The organism is Thermocrinis albus DSM 14484, from assembly GCF_000025605.1.
Classification (GTDB): Bacteria; Aquificota; Aquificia; order Aquificales; family Aquificaceae; genus Thermocrinis; species Thermocrinis albus.
Map to the genome: position 1 here is coordinate 987,208 of NC_013894.1, position 16,429 is coordinate 1,003,636.

The window sequence follows — 16,429 nt, forward strand, 5'->3', positions numbered from 1 at the left end:
CTATCTCCTCCTTACGTAGATTTGGTATAGACCCCAAATACCTATGAGTAGGGACACACCTGTCAGTACCTTTGAGTACCTTTCGTATAAACTCACCTTTTCCACAGCACCCACCTCTTTCACCTCAATGTCCACACGTGCACCGTGACCATCCTCCGAGTAGGTACTCACTCTCCACACACCCGGTGTGGATGGACAAAAGACCACTCTCCCTAAGGCATCCGTCCTACCTATCTGAAAAGGTACCTGACTTCTTTCACTGAAGACTTTGTAGCTTTCGTAAGAAAAGGGCGTCCCATCGGGGAAGAAAAAGCGCACCACCGCACATTTACCTTCCCAGTTCACCGTATGCTGAACATCGTGAGCCAAAACTACAGAAGATAACAGGAGCAGAAGTATCTCAATGTATCTCAAAAACAAGGGTCGCCTCCCTTATGATGTAATCAGCCTTCTTACCATCCCCCATCTCTTTCAGGCTTGTTTCCACTACGTTTAATCCCTTCTCCTTCAAACGTATGTTTATCCTTCCCCTGTCGTCTGTTGTGCCCACCACGTGACCGTTGTAACTGACAGGCACATTGGCCAGCGGCCTACCTCTGTAGGTTACCAGAAATGTGAGTTTTTCTCCCACCTTTGCCTTTGTAAAGTCATCCAGTGGTGTTATCTCCAGTTCTTGCCCTATGGGTTTTGGCACCCAAAGGTCCAGACGCTTTACGTAACCGTAAGATGCCCAACTTTCTATTGGTTCTTTCACCTCATCCTTGGCAGCTTTCTTTAAACCTTCCGTCGTTTTGGTCCAGTAGCCTTCCCACAGAGTGGCAACGGCCACCTTGCAGTTTCCCTTTATTCTGAGAGGGTAGGTGTGGATTACGGAGATCTTCTGTTGGTATCCCTCGGCGTCGTAACAGGCTACATGCTTCACCCAAGAGGGCTCGTACCTGACGTAACGCTCCTCTCCGGGCGCTGGTTTTAGGTGTCCGTAGTGGAGAAGGAGAGTGTCCCCCTCTCGCTCCATCCAAAGCTGATGGGAGAAGGCGCTAACTGTCAGTGCCAATGGCAGTATCCATCGCATGTCCCACCTCCTAATATTACTTATAACACAAAAGTAATATTAATAAAAGATCATTCATAAGTCAAGAGACTTTAAAGAGGGAGAACCACGGAGAGAAGGAAAGTTAGGTGGTGGAACCTTCTTCGTCTAGGTAGAAGACGTCATCGGATATTGCTTCGTTCCAACGTTTGAAGCCCGGTAAGGCTTCTATTCTGTACCACGCTGATCTGTACCATATGCCCTTAGGATTGCGTTTCACGGGAGCTATTTCGGCAGCTCTAGTTTCCGGATGATAGTCCCACGTTATGTAATCGTTGAAATCCTGTACTATGTCGGTAATGGCCACACCGAACTCTGTGGTGAGGCTCGCTTGGAACTCTCTCCACCTGAAGACAGAAGAGTCCCGGAGCGTAAGACCAAAGTATCCTACCCCACCCTCTTCCCTCAAGGTGGCTATGCCTCTACCTATAAAGGCTCTAAAAGCCGGCAAGGTTTCGGGAGGGTCTGATACAAAAACGTCGAACTTCCCCAGCATTTCGGGAGGGAAGGGATTTCTCAGATCCCATACCATAGCTCTGGCATTGTCTAGACCCAACTCCCTGAATATAGCGTTATCGAAGTCTATGAGTCTCTTGTCTATGTCTATCACCAAAACGCTTCTTGGTTTTCTACTGAGGGCCACTGCGAGTCCCGTCAGGTCGTCCTCTGCACCAAGAACTATTATGTCCTTGTTTCTTAGATCTCCTCGCGAATCCATAAAGAGCACTCTTGCCACTGTAGTCTCAGGAGTCACTGAACCCTGATCGTAGTCCCTTATGGCCTTGGGCCTGTCTTTGGTTATCTGGAGAAACTCTCTGTAGAACTCTATATCAGCGTAGAAGGGTATGCCTCTCCCTTCACAGGCACCACAGGCGTAGTCTACGTAAGGTTCTATTCCCAACTCTCTTACCAAATCCATACCTTTCTGGGTAAGTCTTATATCTTCTGTATCGTCTATGAAAGCCAGACCTTCCTCTATAAGCACCTTAACTATAGCGGAGGCTGCCGGCACAGGAAGATCCGACATATCCACCACTTCCCAAAAATCCCCACTCTTTAGAAGGGCAGAAAGAACACGCTCCACACTCTTTTTATAAACCCTAACCTGTCCTACCTCTCTCGCTCTCTCCGCCAACTTAACTAGTGGGTTCAACGGACACCTCCTGAAGCGAGATTTAGCCTATTAATTATACCATAGCTTCTCTGTTATACTACACCTTATGGTGCATCTGTTCAGTCCCATAGATGTCAGGGGCGTGAACATAAGAAACAGAATCGTTATGTCCCCCATGTGTATGTACTCTGCGGAGGATGGTCATGTCACCCACTGGCATCTGGTCCACTATGTATCAAGGGCCGTGGGTGGTGCCGGTCTCATAATCTTGGAGGCCACAGCTGTGGAGGAGAGGGGAAGAATATCTCCTTTGGACCTGGGGATTTACAGGGATGATCATGTAGATGGCCTCGCAAAACTGGTAGATCTCTGTAAGAAGTACGGTGCAGCCGTAGGCATACAGCTGGCACACGCAGGCAGAAAGGCTGAGGACTACCCACCTTGGGAGAGATCTGTGAGGAAGGTGAGGGGAAGTAAACACGCCATAGCTCCCAGTCCGTTACCTTTTGGAAAAAACTGGACAATTCCTCGTGAGATGAGTGTGGAGGACATTAAAGAGGTTCAAGGAAGTTACAGAAATGCTGTGAAAAGAGCTGTTGAGGCAGGTTTTGATATTATAGAGATACACGCTGCACACGGTTATCTTATACACGAGTTTTTGTCTCCAGTAAGCAACAAGAGGAAGGATCAGTACGGTGGTAGTTTTGAAAACAGGGTTCGCTTTTTGCTGGAGGTGGTAAGGATAGCTCGTAGTGAGATGCCCGACAGCATGCCTCTGTGGGTACGTATATCATCTGTAGACTACGTGGAGGGAGGATGGACCTTGGAGGAAAGTGTGGAGCTGGCAAAAATCTTGAAAAAAGAAGGTGTGGACGTGATAGATTGCTCTTCCGGCAGGATAGTGGAGGATGAACCCTTTGGAGAATACCCAGGTCATCAGGTACCCTTTGCCGAGAGGATAAAAAGAGAGGCTGGAGTTCTAACCCAAGCTGTGGGTATGATAACCAGTTACGAATTAGCTCAAGAGATAGTGGCTAACGGTAGGGCCGACTTTGTAGCTATAGGTAGGGAGTTTCTCAGAGATCCTTATCTGCCTGTAAGGTGGGCCCAAAAGGCAGGTGTAAAGGGGATGGTACCCAGGCAGTATCTGAGGGCCTGGTGAAGGTTGTCCGCAAAAGGGGAAGGGTTTAAATTAGATATAACATGAGCGTAACCGAGGAAAAAAAGAAAGCTCTGGAGAGTGTGCTGGCCAGTATAGAGAGAAAGTTCGGAAAGGGGGCCATAATGCCCCTAAAAAACGCAGAGCGTGTGGTGGTGGAGGCTATACCCACCGGTTCCATAGCTCTGGACATAGCAACGGGTGTGGGGGGCATTCCCAGAGGTAGGATAGTGGAGCTGTTTGGTCCGGAATCCTCTGGTAAAACTACACTGGCTTTGCATGTGATAGCCGAAGCCCAGAAGAATGGTGGTGTAGCGGTCTTCATAGACGCGGAGCATGCCCTTGATCCGAGATATGCTGAGAAGATAGGTGTAGATACCGAAAGGCTCTTCATCTCTCAACCCGATTACGGAGAGCAGGCCCTTGAGATAGCGGAGAGTCTTCTCTCCAGCGGAGCTGTAGATGTCATAGTGGTGGACTCGGTGGCCGCCCTAGTTCCCAAGGATGAACTGGAAGGTTCTATGGAGGACATTCACGTAGGTAAACAGGCAAGACTCATGTCACAAGCTCTTAGGAAGCTCAAAGGTTTAGCTCACAAGGCTAACGCTGCTGTGATATTTATAAACCAGCTGAGAGAGAAGATAGGTGTCATGTACGGTAATCCTGAAACCACACCTGGTGGGAGAGCTCTCAAGTTCTTTGCCGACATGAGACTAGATATAAGGAAGGTGGGAGACCTTAAGGAGGGGGATGGTAAGGTAGGTAGCAGGGTGAGGGTTAGGATAGTGAAGAACAAGCTGGCCCCACCTTTCCAAGAGGCAGAGTTTGATGTTATATACGGTGAAGGGATTTGTAAGCTCTGTGACCTTATAGACACAGCCACCCAGTACGGTATCATAAAGAAGAGTGGTGCTTGGTACAGCTACGGTGATGTTAGGTTAGGTCAAGGGAGGGATCAGGTTAAAAAGTTCCTGCAAGAGAACCCCACCCTTACCGAGGAGATAGAAAAGAAGCTGAGGGAGCTTCTCAACCATGGCCCGTGAAAAGGAACTTAAACAGGAGAGCTTAGAGGACCAAGTGGAGGAACTGAGGAAGGAGGTCTTCAGACTCCTGGAAATCTTCCTACCTCCTAAGGAGCTGCGTTCTGAGATAATGCATCACCTTTACAGTATGGAACTCTCCTTCCTTAAGATCTTCAAAACCCTATTAGATTACCAGATATCCCACGTAGAAAGAAAACTGGAAAGAACCCAGAAAAAGGAGAAAGTTAAGAGGATAGAGGTGGAGTGATCAGTTAAAATATAGGCCTGTGCTGAAAGAAAGAAGACTTATCTTATTGGTGGTTAGGTTGCTCATCTTAAGTTACTTCACGGTGATAGCCCTCCAAAAAAATATCCATACAAAGGCCGCCCTTCTAGTCATCGGTAGTCTGTACCTTTCGGGTATCCTCTACAGTCATCTCCGTTTCTGGAAGACAGGTGTACTTGGCAGATATATGGATCTCATCTTCCTGATACCAATGATATATTTATCTAAGGAACCTATATCTGTGGTAAGTCTTCTGCTACCTATGGTGCATTACGTGAACAGGTATGTGGGTGTGTCACTCTTGGCTCTTTGGTCTGCTGCTGTTATGGCGGTGATACTGAGTGGGGTCAAGGGTCTAGAAATACTGCCCCTCTTGCTGGGAGCCTTTCTGTCAGCCTACGCCCCTGACCTTGTGGAGAGTATAAGGAAGGAGAGGAGTTACTTTGTTAGGCTCAGAAAGGGTTTTGCCCACCTAACTAAAGAGCTCTCCTCTCTGGACGAGGAGAGAAGACGTAGGAAAACCTTAGAAGATCTCTTTGAACTTTTCACCAAGAGTGACGGTGTAGGAGATTACATCAGATCGGTGAAGGAAACATTCTCTCTGAAGGGTATTAGAGTGGTGAGAGGCAGAACACCATCGGTGGAAGTTGATACCGCTAACCTCTCCTTCAGTGTACCTGTGGGGGATCAGCACACAGTGATCTTCTATATGAATCACCCTGCCCAGCTGAGGGATAGGTGGCTTTTGGAGAACCTTGAAAGAGCAGCTCGTTTACTTAATCTTTACATTAAAGACATCCATGAAGGGATAGTCCATTTGGCTGTGTGAGGTGTTGCCATGGAGGAAAGAGTACTTGATCTGAGTGGACTTATGTGTCCTTTACCTGTAGTTATGACGTCTCAGCAGATGAACCAGCTTAAGGAAGGAGATATCCTTAAGGTTATATCCACGGACCCCGGTTTTGAAAGAGACATCTATAACTGGTGTATGCAGACAGGTCATCTCCTTCTTGCTCTTCACAAGGAGGATGGAAAAGTGATCGCCCGCATTCAAAAAACTTCCCAATCTCAGCACCAGTCCCTGTGGTACTGGGTAAAGTTCCATGCCTTGGGTGTAAAACTTCATGCCAGATATTACCTGACGGTCCTTAACCCTTTTGTGGAAAAGCCCGATCATTTTATAACCTTTGTGGCTATTTCTGAAGGCCTCAGAGCAGAGAAGATGGTGGGTAAGAGGGCTAAACTACTACCTATACCTGATGAGATAGATCCGCGCTGCGGTGTAGTGTTGGCTGTTAAGGGGAGAGATAGAGCTGTTCTTCTTTACAAAGAGCTTTCTGAGGCAGGTGTAGGTGTTGAAGCTATATACAGCAAAGAGGGAAAGGACTACAGGAGAATTTACCCTTGAGCTTTCTTGAGAAGATACTAAAAGTCAAGAGGAGAGAGATTTCCAAAAGTAAAGACTACAGAAAAAACCTTGCTCAGTTAATATCCCTCAGGGGGCCCACACGTCCTTGGGAACAGATTTTCACAAAAGATGGAACAAGGATAATAGCGGAAGTCAAGCGAGCCTCACCTTCTGCCGGTTCTCTGAAAGATGTGAAGGCCTCCCATCAGGCGGTACTTTACGAAAGGGCCGGGGCTGTGGCTATATCGGTACTGACGGACAAAGAGTTCTTCAAAGGTTCTTTGGAGGATCTTAGGGAGGTGAGCGCGGCTGTGAAGGTCCCCGTTTTACGTAAAGACTTTCTGTTAGATCCCGTGCAGGTAGAGGAAGCGAGAGCCTTCGGAGCGGACGCTGTTCTCCTAATAGTGAGGATCTTAGACGATGCGCTCCTGAAGGATCTTTTGGAACTGTCCCGTGAACTAACACTTGGGCATCTGGTGGAAGTCTTTAACCTTAGGGAGGCGGAGAGAGCTCTCAAAGCAGGTGCTTACGTTATAGGCATCAACAACAGGGACCTTGATACCTTCAGGGTGGATATATCTGTGACAAAACAGCTGGCACCTGTCCTGAAAGAGATGGGTGCCAGGTATGTGGTGGCAGAGAGCGGTATAGAAAGCAAAGACCAGATAGAGGAACTTAAAAAGTGTGGTGTAGATGCCTTTCTGATAGGTACAAGTCTTATGAAGAGTGACGATCCTGTTAAAAAACTTATGGAGCTGTTATAATAGAAGGAGGAGGTTCGCTATGAAAAACCCCGTAGATGTACACCTCATAGAAGAGCTTTCACATCTTGAGTACTTCATCGTTAAGACACCTATAAACGCCAGTGATTTTTGGAAGGAGTGGCAGGAGAAGTTTTCCAGAGCTTATATGAGTAGGATAGCTGTAAAGAAGCTTCTCAAGAACAAAAGGTTGGCATATGAAGAAGCGGCTCGTTACAGGTCTCTCCTTCAGACTTACGAAGATGTCCTTATGTATCTTGAAAACCTTAAAAACCTGGCATTAGGTCTCAGGGGAGTTTTTCCTACAGGCCATAACGTAGAACTAGATGACGAAGATATAGACTTAGACTTCTGAGGTGTTAACATGCCTTACAGAAAAAAAACCCTCAGAGATGTTAACCTTTCTGGTAAGAGGGTTTTGGTGAGAGTAGATTTCAATGTACCTATGGATGATTTAGGTAATATAGAGGATGACACGCGCATAAGGGCGAGCCTACCCACAATCCAGTACCTCTTAGATGCAAGAGCCAAGGTGATCCTTATGTCTCATCTGGGAAGACCAAAAGGTAGAGATCCTAAGTACAGCTTGGCTCCGGTAGCCAAAAGACTCTCCCGATACATAGCAAGGGAAGTGAAGTTGGCCCCCGACTGTGTAGGTGCTGAGGTAAAAAAGCTGGTGGAGGATATGAAGGAAGGAGATGTTCTCCTTTTGGAAAACCTGCGGTTTCATCAGGGAGAAGAGCAGGCAGATGTAGATTTTGCCAAAGAGCTGGCCAGTTTGGGAGAGGTTTACGTAGCGGACGCTTTCGGTACATGCCACAGAAAACACGCCTCCACTTACCTGGTACCTCAGATCCTCAAGCCAGCGGTGATGGGTTTCCTTCTTGAAAAGGAGGTGAGTTACTTTGAGAGGGCTATGGTTAATCCTCAGAGACCGGTGGTAGCGATAATAGGAGGTGCCAAAGTTTCCTCCAAGCTGGGCATTCTGAAGAACCTCCTCAAGAGGGTTGACAAGCTGTTTGTGGGGGGAGCCATGGCCTTCACCTTCATAAAATCCATGGGCTTTCCCGTGGGTAACTCTCTGGTGGAGGAAGATCTCCTTGACACGGCCAGGGATATACTGGAGGTGGCCAGAAAGCTGGATGTGAAGTTTTACCTGCCTGTGGACTTTGTCATAGGTAGGGAACTGTCTGACAACACACCTACCCGAGTGGTTCCATGGCAGGAGATACCTTCAGGTTGGATGGGATTGGACATAGGTCCTGTTTCGGTATCTCTTATAAGGGAAGTAATAGCGGATGCTCAGACTATAGTGTGGAACGGTCCTTTAGGTGTGTTTGAACTGGACAGATTTAAGGAAGGTACTTACCAGACAGCCAAGATGTTGGCCGAGTCACCTGCCCTCACCATAGCTGGTGGTGGAGACACCGATCACGCCATTCACAGAGCTGGTGTTTATAACTCCATAGACTTTGTATCTACGGGTGGTGGTGCCTTTTTGGAACTCTTGGAAGGAAACACTTTACCCTGTATTGAAGTGTTAGATGACAGAGAAGGTGATGGATTTACACATATTTCTTAGAGTGGCTAAGGAAGCTGCCCTTCTGGGCGGTGCTGTCCTGAGAGAGTACTTTGGAAAACTCCAAGAACAGGACCTCAGTTTCAAGGGAGAAAAAGATCTGGTGAGTTTGGCGGATAAAGAGGCGGAGGAGCGCATAAGGGACCATATACTGAGATACTTTCCCCATCACGGAGCTGTAGGAGAGGAAAAGGGTGGTGACCGGAACACCGATTTTGTTTGGTTTATAGATCCTCTGGATGGAACCAAGAACTTTGTGACCGGGTTTCCCATATTCGGGGTCTCTGTGGCTCTGACCTTCCGTGAAGAGCCTGTGGTAGGTGCCGTTTATCTTCCTTACACCAATAACCTCTATTGGGCAGCCAAGGGTCTAGGTGCCTACAAGGACGGCAGGGAAATACACGTAAGTTATAGAAAGGAGCTCAAGAAGTGTGCTGTGGCCTATGGTTTTCCCTCAAGGGCGCGTAGGAATCTTGACTTTTACTGGAAGATCCTTAAAGAGATCTTCGATAAAGTGGGTTCCATGCGTAGGCCCGGTGCTGCGGCTGTGGATCTCTGTTTTCTGGCAGAGGGTATCTTTGACGGTCTTGTGGAGTTTGAACTAAATCCATGGGACGTGGCAGCAGGTTTGCTTATAGTTAAAGAGGCTGGAGGTATGGTAGAACTGAGCAAAGGGTTAAGGGAAGGGACGGATGTGGTGGCAGGAACACCCTACCTTTTTCCTTTCCTGAGAGATGTTTGCAGCCACATTATGGAGGGGTTAGTATGAAGATCCTAGTGCCTGTGGATTTCAGTGAAGTGACAAATCCTCTTCTGAGGCTGGCCAAGAGTTTGGCTAACCTTCATTCCGCAGAAGTTATCCTGATGCATGCTGTAGCCCCCGTCATGCTGTTTCCTTATCCCGAAAGCTTTGGTCTCAACACTGTGGATCTGGAAATACTGTCGCAGATGGAACAAGAAAAGATAAAGAACGCCCGAGAAAAACTGGCGGCCTTAGTGGAGTTTATGAAACCTGTTAAGACAGATCTTTACATAACGGTGGGCGATCCTGCGGAGGCTATCATAGAGAAGGAGAGGGAGGTGGATCTGGTAATAATGGCCAGTCACAGGAAAGGTTTGGTGGAGAGGATCCTCCTGGGATCCACCGCCCAAAAAGTGGTAAGGTACAGCACAAAACCTGTGTTGGTTTTCAAAGGAGAAGATAGGGAGACCTTTCACAAAGTGTGTGTGGCCTACGATTTTTCCCAGTTGGCAAGAGAAGCCTTCTTCTTTGCTTTGGATCTTATTGCTTTCACACCCGTGGAGTTCCTCTTGCTGCACGTAGAGGAGAGTATCAATCTACCCATAATGGAAAGAATAGTGACGGATATAGAAGAGAGGATAAAGGAAGAAAAGAGGAAGCACCTGCAGAGTATGGTGGAAGAGGCAAAGAAGAGAGGCATAAAGGCCTCTTACGAGATAGGGGAGCACCACCATGTGGCGGTTGCCATACTGGAGAAAAGTGCGCAGTGGGGTGCGGACCTTCTGGTTATGGGTAGCAGAGGACTCACAGGTCTAAAGAGAGTCATAGTGGGTAGTACATCGGAGGAAGTTATCAGAAAGGCAGAGATGCCTGTATTGATCTACAGGAACCCATCATGAGGATACTGCTCCTTCTCTTGACCTTGCACTTTGTTTACGCTTATAACCCTTACCGTGATTACCTTTTCTGTAGGTACAGAGAGGATCTTTCGGTGTGTGAGAGGGCCATCAAGCATGCTCCTACGCCCACCCTCTTTGTGGACACGGTAAGGCTGGCCATCCTTCAGAAAAAGTACGATAGGGCTTTACAGCTAGCTCTGGAGTTTAGGAAACAGTATCCAAAGCTCCCTGAAGCTTACCTTACGTTACACAGTGTGTATTCTGTCAGAGGAGAGCAACATAAGGCTATGTCCGCTTTAGAAGAAGGCTACAGAGTAGTTCCCGATTCTCCTCAGATACTCCTGCTTTTGGCAGATGAGTATATGCGAAGGAGTCAGTACGACAAAGCGACACCCTTACTTCAAAGACTGTCTGAGCTGAACCCCCAGAATCCCCTACCCTACTATCTTCTAGCCCGGTTGTACATGGCACAGGGAGATCAGAAGAAGGCTATAGAGTACTTGGAAAAGTCTCTGAGAGTAAAACCCACCTTTGAAGCGGGCTTTATAACCCTCGGTGGACTTTACGAAAGTAGAGGGGAGCTTTCCAAAGCAGAAACCCTCTACAAAAGTATACTGGAGAAGGACCCCAACAACAGGGTGGCCTTAGAGAGGTTGGCAAGTCTCTATGCCTCTTCGGGTAGATGGGAAGAGGCTAAGGAAACATACAGAAAGCTGATAGATCTTTACCCAGACAGTGGTTATCAGTATCAGTATGCTCTTGTACTTATAAAAGCCTCTCAGTATGAGGAGGCCTTGCAAGTCCTTTCAGAACTTCGCCAGAAAAACAAGGATGATCTTCAGGTGAACTTCACCTACGGCGTAGTGTTGGAACTTCTCAAGAGGACGGAAGAGGCCAAAAAGGTGTACGAGGAGCTTTTGCAGAAGGATCCCAACAACGTGAGGATAATGGAGAGGCTAGCCGGTGTTTATGCAGATCTGGGGGATTACACTAAGGCGGAAGAAACCGCCCAGAAGGTTCTAAAAATAGATCCCAGCAATTACAACATGCTGCTTTTGATGGCTCACCTTCTTTCAGAAACCAACAGGCTTCAGGATGCTTTCCTTTACGTTCAGAAAGCTAAGGAGATAAACCCCAACGACTACAGAGTCTACTTTGTTACCGCCATCCTGTTGGACAAAGAGGGCAAGTATCTGGAGGCAGAGAAGAACCTCAGAAAGGCTATAGAGCTAAATCCGGAAGACCCAGATCTTTACAACCATCTTGGCTACTCGTTGCTACTGTGGTACCACAGTGCAAGGGTTGAGGAAGGGGAGAAACTGATACTGAAGGCCTTAGAGAAAGATCCTGACAACCCGGCTTATCTGGACAGCTACGCTTGGGCCCTTTATTACAGAGGAAAGTATCACGAAGCTTATCAGCTTCTGAAGAAGGCTCTGGAGAAGGAAAAAGAGGACCCTGTCATTCACGAGCATATGGGAGAAGTACTCATGAAGCTGGGTAACAGAGAGGAGGCCCTCTATCACTACAGAGAGGCTTTGAAACTTCTAGAGAAGGGTAAGAGAGGAGAGCCGGGTCAGAAGGAGAGGCTTATGGAAAAGTTAAGGTTCTGATGCTGTGGAACTGGATAGCGTGGAGGACGATTCGGTTATCTCTCTTGGTGAGCACCTTCCTCACACTGTCTTTCTTTATAGTCCAGCTGGTGAAGCTGGATAAACTCATCTTCAAGCTTCCCGTTTTTGATGCTGTAGGTTTTATGTTCCTTTGGTGGTCCTACTTTTTTGTGTACTTTATTCCATCCTCTTTACTTCTGTCTTGGTGTTGGAACCTTTACGAACTTAAGGAGAACAAAAAACTTCACGTGATGCAGACCTTTGGTATATCATTGGGTAACGTACTGTTTCACACCCTCCTTCGCCTTTCTCCGCTACTTTTGGCTATGGCGGTAGGAGCCTATCTTTTGCATCAGTCTGACATATCTACCGCCAGAAACATACTGCTGAGTAAGTATTACTCCAAGTTGCTCATGGGTATACCGGCCGGTGATTTCTACACTGCGGGAGACGTAACCTTTTACGTGGGAGAAAGGGAAGGGAATACGTGGAAAAACGTTTTTCTGAAAACCCAGGACCTTACTGTGGTAGCAAAGGAGGCCGTGCTACACTCCGATGGAATTCTGTTAAAGCACGGATCCGTCCTTACAGAGAAGGAAAACAAGAGGTTTCTGGCCCGTTTTGATGTATACCTATTACGCCTTGGCACACCTCCCGGAACCATCTCCCAAACCACCACAAAAGACACGCTGGTGAACTTTATAAACCTCTTCTTCAGTATCGCACTGATACCTGTTGTTTCTCCTCTCGTACTGGGACTTATAAGGACACACACTCAACTTTACTACCTAGTGGGTCTTATATCCATCTTCTATCACCTTACCATCCTCCTCATCAGGTCCTCTCTCACCTTTTCATGAAGTTTTCATGTTGGATACGATATTATTTTCCTTAGTAAAACTTTTAAGGAGGTGTTGCCATGAAGAAGCTCCTCGTAGCTCTGCTCACCGTAGCCTTTGCAGGTTCTGCAGCCTTAGCTGCCGAGCAAGCAGCTCCAGCCGAGCAGAAGAAGGAAGAAAAGCCCGCTGCTGAGCAAAAGAAAGCTCACAAAAAGAAAGCCCACAAAAAGCACATGAAGAAGAAGGAGGAGAAGAAGGAAGAAAAGAAGGAGCAAGCTCCCGCAGAGCAACAGAAGAAGTAAGCTTTAAAGGGGGGGGTCTGCCCCCTCCTTGTCACTCTTTCAGTAACACCCTTCTCAGTAGGTCTCTATCTCCTTCTATACTTTCAAGTTCAGCCTTCACACTTCCTATCACAAAGGAGAGTTGCATCTTTACGGGTAGCAACATTCCGTCATCAAGCCAAAGAGTCCACTGTCCAGTGGGACGGAGCAGACCCTTAGTCTGTATGTTGGGATTTACCAACACTTTCACACTCTCAAAGTTACCAGCCGGTGTTCTCACCAGCTCTTTACCTACCACCTGATAGGGTATCTCGTAGTTCTTATCGTCGTAAAACATTTTGATTTTACCGGCGCTGGTCTTTTTAACATTGGCGTAAAGGGTGAGGCTGGCGGTGTAAGGCTCCACGTATCCCGTATAGACGTACTCTTTAACCTCTTCCTTCTGTATGTTGTTGGTAAGATCCTCGTACTTTACCTCCCTAACCTTTATTCTTCCGTTCTGAAAGTGATAAAACTGTTCTCTCTTAAAGGTCCCCTCTTCCTGATGGTAGAAAAAAGATATGGGTCTGATGGGGTTTAGATCTACAAGGGCGTTTCCATAGTTGTACACTCTCTTAACTAGTTTTCCTACGTTTACAGTTTTGACCCAGCTGGATATGTGTAGCTTGTCACCCTTTTGACTGTAAGTTATGCAGGTGACAGCTACAGGTAAGAAGAGGTACTTGGCGGTGTAGCAGGCAGTAAGTTCCGCAGCCCATAGGGTGGAGCTAAGGGTCAGGAAGGCCAGGAGGTACGAAGATCCTCTAACCATTGTCGATATTCCTGTACCATGGAGGGATGGTTAAACTTAACGGCCTGTTTTATACCCTCTTCCAAGGCACGTGCAGCCTTTTCGTAATCTCCCAGCTCTTGGTAACACTCGGCTAGTAATCTGTAAGCTGCTCCTTCGTCCTCTTTCATACTGAGGTATTTTTCCATATGTTCTATGGCCTTTTCCAGATGTCCCTTCTTTTTGTACTCCAAGGCGAGAGAATAGTGAACAAGAGGGTTGTTGGGATCCTTCTCCAGAAGCTGTAAGAAGTAGTTAAGCCTGTCCATTCTTCAACCTCCCATAAGCTGCCATCACATACCCAAGAAAGGCATTTTCCGGTTGTGCTCCCACAAACTCCACCAGTCCCCTGTTTATCACGATTTTAGGGACACCCACCACCTGGTACAACTGGGCAAGGTCAGGGTTTTCAGAGGCGTCTACCACTACAGCCTTTATGTTATCGTTGGCTATGGCAAAGTTTACCGCCGTTATGGCGGCAGCCGGACAGTAGCCACACGACGTGGTGACAAACACCATGATCTCTATAGGAACGTCTATCTCACTTAGAAACTCCAGTGTCTTTTCGGAGAGTTTGGGTTCCCTTTTGGAAACCTGCAGTATGGTGTGAACGAGGGTGGAAAACTCAAGCCCTGCGGGCAGTCCTATGTAGCGTATCCCATAGTCCTTATCACCTTCCACCACTATGGTGGGTACACGCTCAATACCATAGCGGGCACTGATTTCTCTATCCACGAGGGGAGAGTATATATCCAGCTTTATCCTTTCATCCAGCTGTGCCACTTCTTTGAGTAACTCCTCGGCGGTGGGACAGGTATCACAACCTATAGCCTGAGAGAAGAGTTTGATGTTAACCGGTTCCTTAAGGTCCTTTGAGAAAATCTCCCTCAGTTGAGTTCTTACGTCTAACCCTAGCAGCATCCTCTTCCTCCTTAAGGGAATGATTATATTCTTAAAAGATATGCGTACGGAGGAGTTTGACTATTATCTGCCTAAGGAACTCATAGCCAAGTATCCTGTAGAGCCACGCCACGCAGCACGCCTTATGGTGATAAACAGAAAGGATGGTAGCATAAAACACGACATCTTTTGGAACCTTCCTCTCTATCTACAAGAGGGTGATCTCGTGATCTTCAACAACTCTAAGGTGCTACCTGCCAGACTCTTCGGACACAAGCCTACAGGTGGAAGGGTAGAGATCCTCCTTACCGATTATGTGGATAAACACGTGTGGCGCGCTCTCATAGGTGGTAAGAACATAAGGGAAGGCATGGTGATAGAGGTGGGGGAAGATCTTAAGGTGGAGGTAAGAAGACACTTGGAGGGAGGTAAGTTTGAAGTTTTTCTCATATCTTCTGATCCTGCGAGAGCTTTGGACCGTTACGGTCACATACCAATCCCTCCTTACTTAGAGAGGGAGGATGAGCCCATTGACAGGGTGTATTACCAGACAGTCTTTGCTCAGGAAGAGGGTTCTGTGGCAGCACCCACAGCCTCTTTACACTTTTCCCAAGAGCTTCTGGACCGACTGGAGGAGTTTGGTATAAAGAAAGCCTTTATAACCCTGCACGTGTCTTATGGTACCTTTAAACCTGTAAAGGTCTCCGAGGTAGAAGAGCATCGTGTGGATCCTGAGTACATAAAGGTACCCCAAGAGACCATAGAGCTTATCAAGAGAACCAAGGAGAAAGGTAAAAGGGTTGTGGCTGTAGGAACAACCGTGGTGAGAGCTCTTGAGACGGCCGTGGATAAGCCTTACGAAGGCTGGACAGATCTCTACATATACCCAGGATATCAGTTTAAGGTAGTGGATGCCTTAGTTACCAACTTCCATCTCCCCAGGTCCTCCCTCCTCTTTCTGGTGTGCGCCTTTGGCGGAAAGGATCTTATAATGCATGCTTACAACGTGGCTGTAAAGGAGCGTTACAGGTTTTACAGCTATGGAGATGGTATGTTGATACTGTGAAGAACCTCAAAGGCTCTGTAAGAACTCCTCACATTAGGACCGCTTGCAACCCATTTGAACCCCAAAGACAGAGCTTCTTCCTTTAAAGCTTCAAACTCCTCCTTGGTGTAGTATTTCAGCACGGGATGATGACGCCTACTGGGTTGGTAGTACTGCCCTATAGTCAGTACGTCACACCCGGCGTTTCTGAGGTCCTTCATAACCTGCAAGATCTCGTCCCACCTTTCTCCAAAACCCAGTATTATGGCCGACTTGGTGGTGATATCTCCCGATAGTTTTTTGACATTCTCCAAAAGTCTCAGACTTCTGATATAGTCGGATCCTTTCCTTACGTAGTTGTAAAGGCGTGGTACTGTTTCCACGTTGTGAGCCAGCACATCTGGCTTCGCATCCAAAACAATGCGTAGAGCTTCCACAGACCCTCCCATGTCGGGCACCAGCGCCTCCACCTTTATGCCGGGTATCCCTTCCTTCAAGATACGAGTGCAAAGAGCAAACTGTGATGCACCACCATCCACAAGATCATCCCGTGTAGGGGAAGTTATGACCACATACTTAAGGTTCAGCTGTCTCACCACATGTAGTAACCTCATCGCCTCATCTGGATCCACCTTTGTACCCTCTTTACCCCTTCTTACATTACAGAAACTACAACTCCTGGTACATACATCTCCCAATATCATGAAAGTGGCTGTGCCACGTGAGAAACACTCAGAGATGTTGGGACACCGTGACTCCTCACATACGGTATGTAACAGAGCTTTCCTCAGAATCCTTTTCAGGGAGTGAGTTTGGGACAGGTGAACCACTGGTTTCATGAGGGTTTTATATTATAATGCTT

At 47.3% G+C, this 16,429-nt stretch carries 21 protein-coding genes; 14 read left to right on the top strand and 7 right to left on the bottom strand.

What is annotated here, in order from left to right; translation table 11 throughout:
• From THAL_RS05355 to THAL_RS05365, 3 genes are all read right to left on the bottom strand, one after another.
• Positions 1 to 420 carry a hypothetical protein gene (locus tag THAL_RS05355; RefSeq protein WP_012992089.1) on the bottom strand — a complete coding sequence of 140 codons (420 nt, stop codon included), beginning with the start codon at positions 418 to 420 and terminating at the stop codon, positions 1 to 3.
• Complete coding sequence (locus tag THAL_RS05360) at positions 401 to 1,072, bottom strand: DUF4198 domain-containing protein (protein WP_012992090.1); 672 nt, start codon at positions 1,070 to 1,072, stop codon at positions 401 to 403. Before THAL_RS05360 ends, THAL_RS05355 begins: the two co-directional genes overlap by 20 nt.
• Before the next feature lie 103 nt (positions 1,073 to 1,175).
• Entirely contained in the window at positions 1,176 to 2,243 is a 1,068-nt protein-coding gene (locus tag THAL_RS05365) for a bis-aminopropyl spermidine synthase family protein (RefSeq protein ID WP_012992091.1), read from the bottom strand.
• A 67-nt stretch (positions 2,244 to 2,310) separates the two neighbouring features.
• Here THAL_RS05365 and THAL_RS05370 point away from each other — a divergent pair, with 67 nt between their 5' ends.
• The 13 genes from THAL_RS05370 to THAL_RS05430 are packed head-to-tail and all read left to right on the top strand — an operon-like array spanning position 2,311 to position 12,814.
• The gene (locus THAL_RS05370; RefSeq protein ID WP_012992092.1) at positions 2,311 to 3,366 is read left to right on the top strand and encodes an NADH:flavin oxidoreductase/NADH oxidase; all 1,056 of its coding nucleotides are present in this window, start codon (positions 2,311 to 2,313) and stop codon (positions 3,364 to 3,366) included.
• 41 nt (positions 3,367 to 3,407) lie between these two features.
• On the top strand, positions 3,408 to 4,406 hold the full coding sequence (gene recA / locus THAL_RS05375) for a recombinase RecA (protein ID WP_012992093.1): 999 nt from the start codon (positions 3,408 to 3,410) through the stop codon (positions 4,404 to 4,406).
• Positions 4,396 to 4,653, top strand: a complete 258-nt coding sequence (locus tag THAL_RS05380) for a hypothetical protein (protein WP_012992094.1) — start codon at positions 4,396 to 4,398, stop codon at positions 4,651 to 4,653. The genes recA and THAL_RS05380 overlap by 11 nt, the downstream gene beginning before the upstream one ends.
• 19 nt (positions 4,654 to 4,672) lie before the next feature.
• Positions 4,673 to 5,500, top strand: coding sequence for a hypothetical protein (locus THAL_RS05385; protein WP_012992095.1), 828 nt, complete (start codon positions 4,673 to 4,675; stop codon positions 5,498 to 5,500).
• A gap of 9 nt (positions 5,501 to 5,509) precedes the next feature.
• Entirely contained in the window at positions 5,510 to 6,079 is a 570-nt protein-coding gene (locus THAL_RS05390) for a sulfurtransferase TusA family protein (RefSeq protein ID WP_012992096.1), read from the top strand.
• Entirely contained in the window at positions 6,076 to 6,843 is a 768-nt protein-coding gene (gene trpC, locus THAL_RS05395; protein WP_012992097.1) for an indole-3-glycerol phosphate synthase TrpC, read from the top strand. Before THAL_RS05390 ends, trpC begins: the two co-directional genes overlap by 4 nt.
• Positions 6,844 to 6,862: 19 nt before the next feature.
• Positions 6,863 to 7,195: a hypothetical protein gene (locus THAL_RS05400; RefSeq protein WP_012992098.1), complete on the top strand. Its 333-nt coding sequence runs from the start codon at positions 6,863 to 6,865 to the stop codon at positions 7,193 to 7,195.
• Between the two features lie 9 nt (positions 7,196 to 7,204).
• The gene (locus THAL_RS05405; protein WP_012992099.1) at positions 7,205 to 8,422 is read left to right on the top strand and encodes a phosphoglycerate kinase; all 1,218 of its coding nucleotides are present in this window, start codon (positions 7,205 to 7,207) and stop codon (positions 8,420 to 8,422) included.
• The gene (locus THAL_RS05410) at positions 8,385 to 9,188 is read left to right on the top strand and encodes an inositol monophosphatase family protein (RefSeq protein ID WP_245522232.1); all 804 of its coding nucleotides are present in this window, start codon (positions 8,385 to 8,387) and stop codon (positions 9,186 to 9,188) included. The genes THAL_RS05405 and THAL_RS05410 overlap by 38 nt, the downstream gene beginning before the upstream one ends.
• The gene (locus tag THAL_RS05415; RefSeq protein WP_012992101.1) at positions 9,185 to 10,060 is read left to right on the top strand and encodes a universal stress protein; all 876 of its coding nucleotides are present in this window, start codon (positions 9,185 to 9,187) and stop codon (positions 10,058 to 10,060) included. The genes THAL_RS05410 and THAL_RS05415 overlap by 4 nt, the downstream gene beginning before the upstream one ends.
• On the top strand, positions 10,057 to 11,673 hold the full coding sequence (locus THAL_RS05420; RefSeq protein ID WP_012992102.1) for a tetratricopeptide repeat protein: 1,617 nt from the start codon (positions 10,057 to 10,059) through the stop codon (positions 11,671 to 11,673). The genes THAL_RS05415 and THAL_RS05420 overlap by 4 nt, the downstream gene beginning before the upstream one ends.
• Positions 11,673 to 12,533: an LptF/LptG family permease gene (locus THAL_RS05425; protein WP_012992103.1), complete on the top strand. Its 861-nt coding sequence runs from the start codon at positions 11,673 to 11,675 to the stop codon at positions 12,531 to 12,533. Before THAL_RS05420 ends, THAL_RS05425 begins: the two co-directional genes overlap by 1 nt.
• A 59-nt stretch (positions 12,534 to 12,592) precedes the next feature.
• Positions 12,593 to 12,814 carry a hypothetical protein gene (locus tag THAL_RS05430; RefSeq protein WP_012992104.1) on the top strand — a complete coding sequence of 74 codons (222 nt, stop codon included), beginning with the start codon at positions 12,593 to 12,595 and terminating at the stop codon, positions 12,812 to 12,814.
• Positions 12,815 to 12,845: 31 nt separating this feature from the next.
• Here the strand turns inward: THAL_RS05430 and THAL_RS05435 are convergent, their stop codons facing one another.
• The 3 genes from THAL_RS05435 to pdo are packed head-to-tail and all read right to left on the bottom strand — an operon-like array spanning position 12,846 to position 14,543.
• Positions 12,846 to 13,604: a DUF3108 domain-containing protein gene (locus THAL_RS05435; RefSeq protein WP_012992105.1), complete on the bottom strand. Its 759-nt coding sequence runs from the start codon at positions 13,602 to 13,604 to the stop codon at positions 12,846 to 12,848.
• On the bottom strand, positions 13,568 to 13,891 hold the full coding sequence (locus tag THAL_RS05440; protein ID WP_012992106.1) for a tetratricopeptide repeat protein: 324 nt from the start codon (positions 13,889 to 13,891) through the stop codon (positions 13,568 to 13,570). Before THAL_RS05440 ends, THAL_RS05435 begins: the two co-directional genes overlap by 37 nt.
• Positions 13,878 to 14,543, bottom strand: a complete 666-nt coding sequence (gene pdo, locus THAL_RS05445) for a protein disulfide oxidoreductase (RefSeq protein ID WP_012992107.1) — start codon at positions 14,541 to 14,543, stop codon at positions 13,878 to 13,880. Before pdo ends, THAL_RS05440 begins: the two co-directional genes overlap by 14 nt.
• Positions 14,544 to 14,583: 40 nt before the next feature.
• On the opposite strand from pdo, the gene queA reads away from it, so the two are divergent.
• Positions 14,584 to 15,588 (top strand): tRNA preQ1(34) S-adenosylmethionine ribosyltransferase-isomerase QueA, encoded by a 1,005-nt coding sequence (gene queA, locus THAL_RS05450; RefSeq protein WP_041434226.1) that lies wholly within the window; start codon positions 14,584 to 14,586, stop codon positions 15,586 to 15,588.
• Here the strand turns inward: queA and lipA are convergent.
• Positions 15,561 to 16,406, bottom strand: coding sequence for a lipoyl synthase (gene lipA / locus THAL_RS05455; protein WP_012992109.1), 846 nt, complete (start codon positions 16,404 to 16,406; stop codon positions 15,561 to 15,563). The two genes, queA and lipA, sit on opposite strands and share 28 nt — an antisense overlap.
• Between the last annotated feature and the right edge of the window lie 23 nt (positions 16,407 to 16,429).

What these genes read in the sequence shown, in the direction of transcription:
- THAL_RS05360 (WP_012992090.1), bottom strand. Translation starts at nt 1,072, where the DNA reads ATGCGATGGATACTGCCATTGGCACTGACAGTTAGCGCCTTCTCCCAT.
- THAL_RS05370 (WP_012992092.1), top strand. Translation starts at nt 2,311, where the DNA reads ATGGTGCATCTGTTCAGTCCCATAGATGTCAGGGGCGTGAACATAAGA.
- recA (WP_012992093.1), top strand. Translation starts at nt 3,408, where the DNA reads ATGAGCGTAACCGAGGAAAAAAAGAAAGCTCTGGAGAGTGTGCTGGCC.
- THAL_RS05380 (WP_012992094.1), top strand. Translation starts at nt 4,396, where the DNA reads ATGGCCCGTGAAAAGGAACTTAAACAGGAGAGCTTAGAGGACCAAGTG.
- THAL_RS05390 (WP_012992096.1), top strand. Translation starts at nt 5,510, where the DNA reads ATGGAGGAAAGAGTACTTGATCTGAGTGGACTTATGTGTCCTTTACCT.
- THAL_RS05400 (WP_012992098.1), top strand. Translation starts at nt 6,863, where the DNA reads ATGAAAAACCCCGTAGATGTACACCTCATAGAAGAGCTTTCACATCTT.
- THAL_RS05405 (WP_012992099.1), top strand. Translation starts at nt 7,205, where the DNA reads ATGCCTTACAGAAAAAAAACCCTCAGAGATGTTAACCTTTCTGGTAAG.
- THAL_RS05410 (WP_245522232.1), top strand. Translation starts at nt 8,385, where the DNA reads ATGACAGAGAAGGTGATGGATTTACACATATTTCTTAGAGTGGCTAAG.
- THAL_RS05415 (WP_012992101.1), top strand. Translation starts at nt 9,185, where the DNA reads ATGAAGATCCTAGTGCCTGTGGATTTCAGTGAAGTGACAAATCCTCTT.
- THAL_RS05420 (WP_012992102.1), top strand. Translation starts at nt 10,057, where the DNA reads ATGAGGATACTGCTCCTTCTCTTGACCTTGCACTTTGTTTACGCTTAT.
- THAL_RS05425 (WP_012992103.1), top strand. Translation starts at nt 11,673, where the DNA reads ATGCTGTGGAACTGGATAGCGTGGAGGACGATTCGGTTATCTCTCTTG.
- THAL_RS05430 (WP_012992104.1), top strand. Translation starts at nt 12,593, where the DNA reads ATGAAGAAGCTCCTCGTAGCTCTGCTCACCGTAGCCTTTGCAGGTTCT.
- THAL_RS05435 (WP_012992105.1), bottom strand. Translation starts at nt 13,604, where the DNA reads ATGGTTAGAGGATCTTCGTACCTCCTGGCCTTCCTGACCCTTAGCTCC.
- THAL_RS05440 (WP_012992106.1), bottom strand. Translation starts at nt 13,891, where the DNA reads ATGGACAGGCTTAACTACTTCTTACAGCTTCTGGAGAAGGATCCCAAC.
- pdo (WP_012992107.1), bottom strand. Translation starts at nt 14,543, where the DNA reads ATGCTGCTAGGGTTAGACGTAAGAACTCAACTGAGGGAGATTTTCTCA.
- queA (WP_041434226.1), top strand. Translation starts at nt 14,584, where the DNA reads ATGCGTACGGAGGAGTTTGACTATTATCTGCCTAAGGAACTCATAGCC.
- lipA (WP_012992109.1), bottom strand. Translation starts at nt 16,406, where the DNA reads ATGAAACCAGTGGTTCACCTGTCCCAAACTCACTCCCTGAAAAGGATT.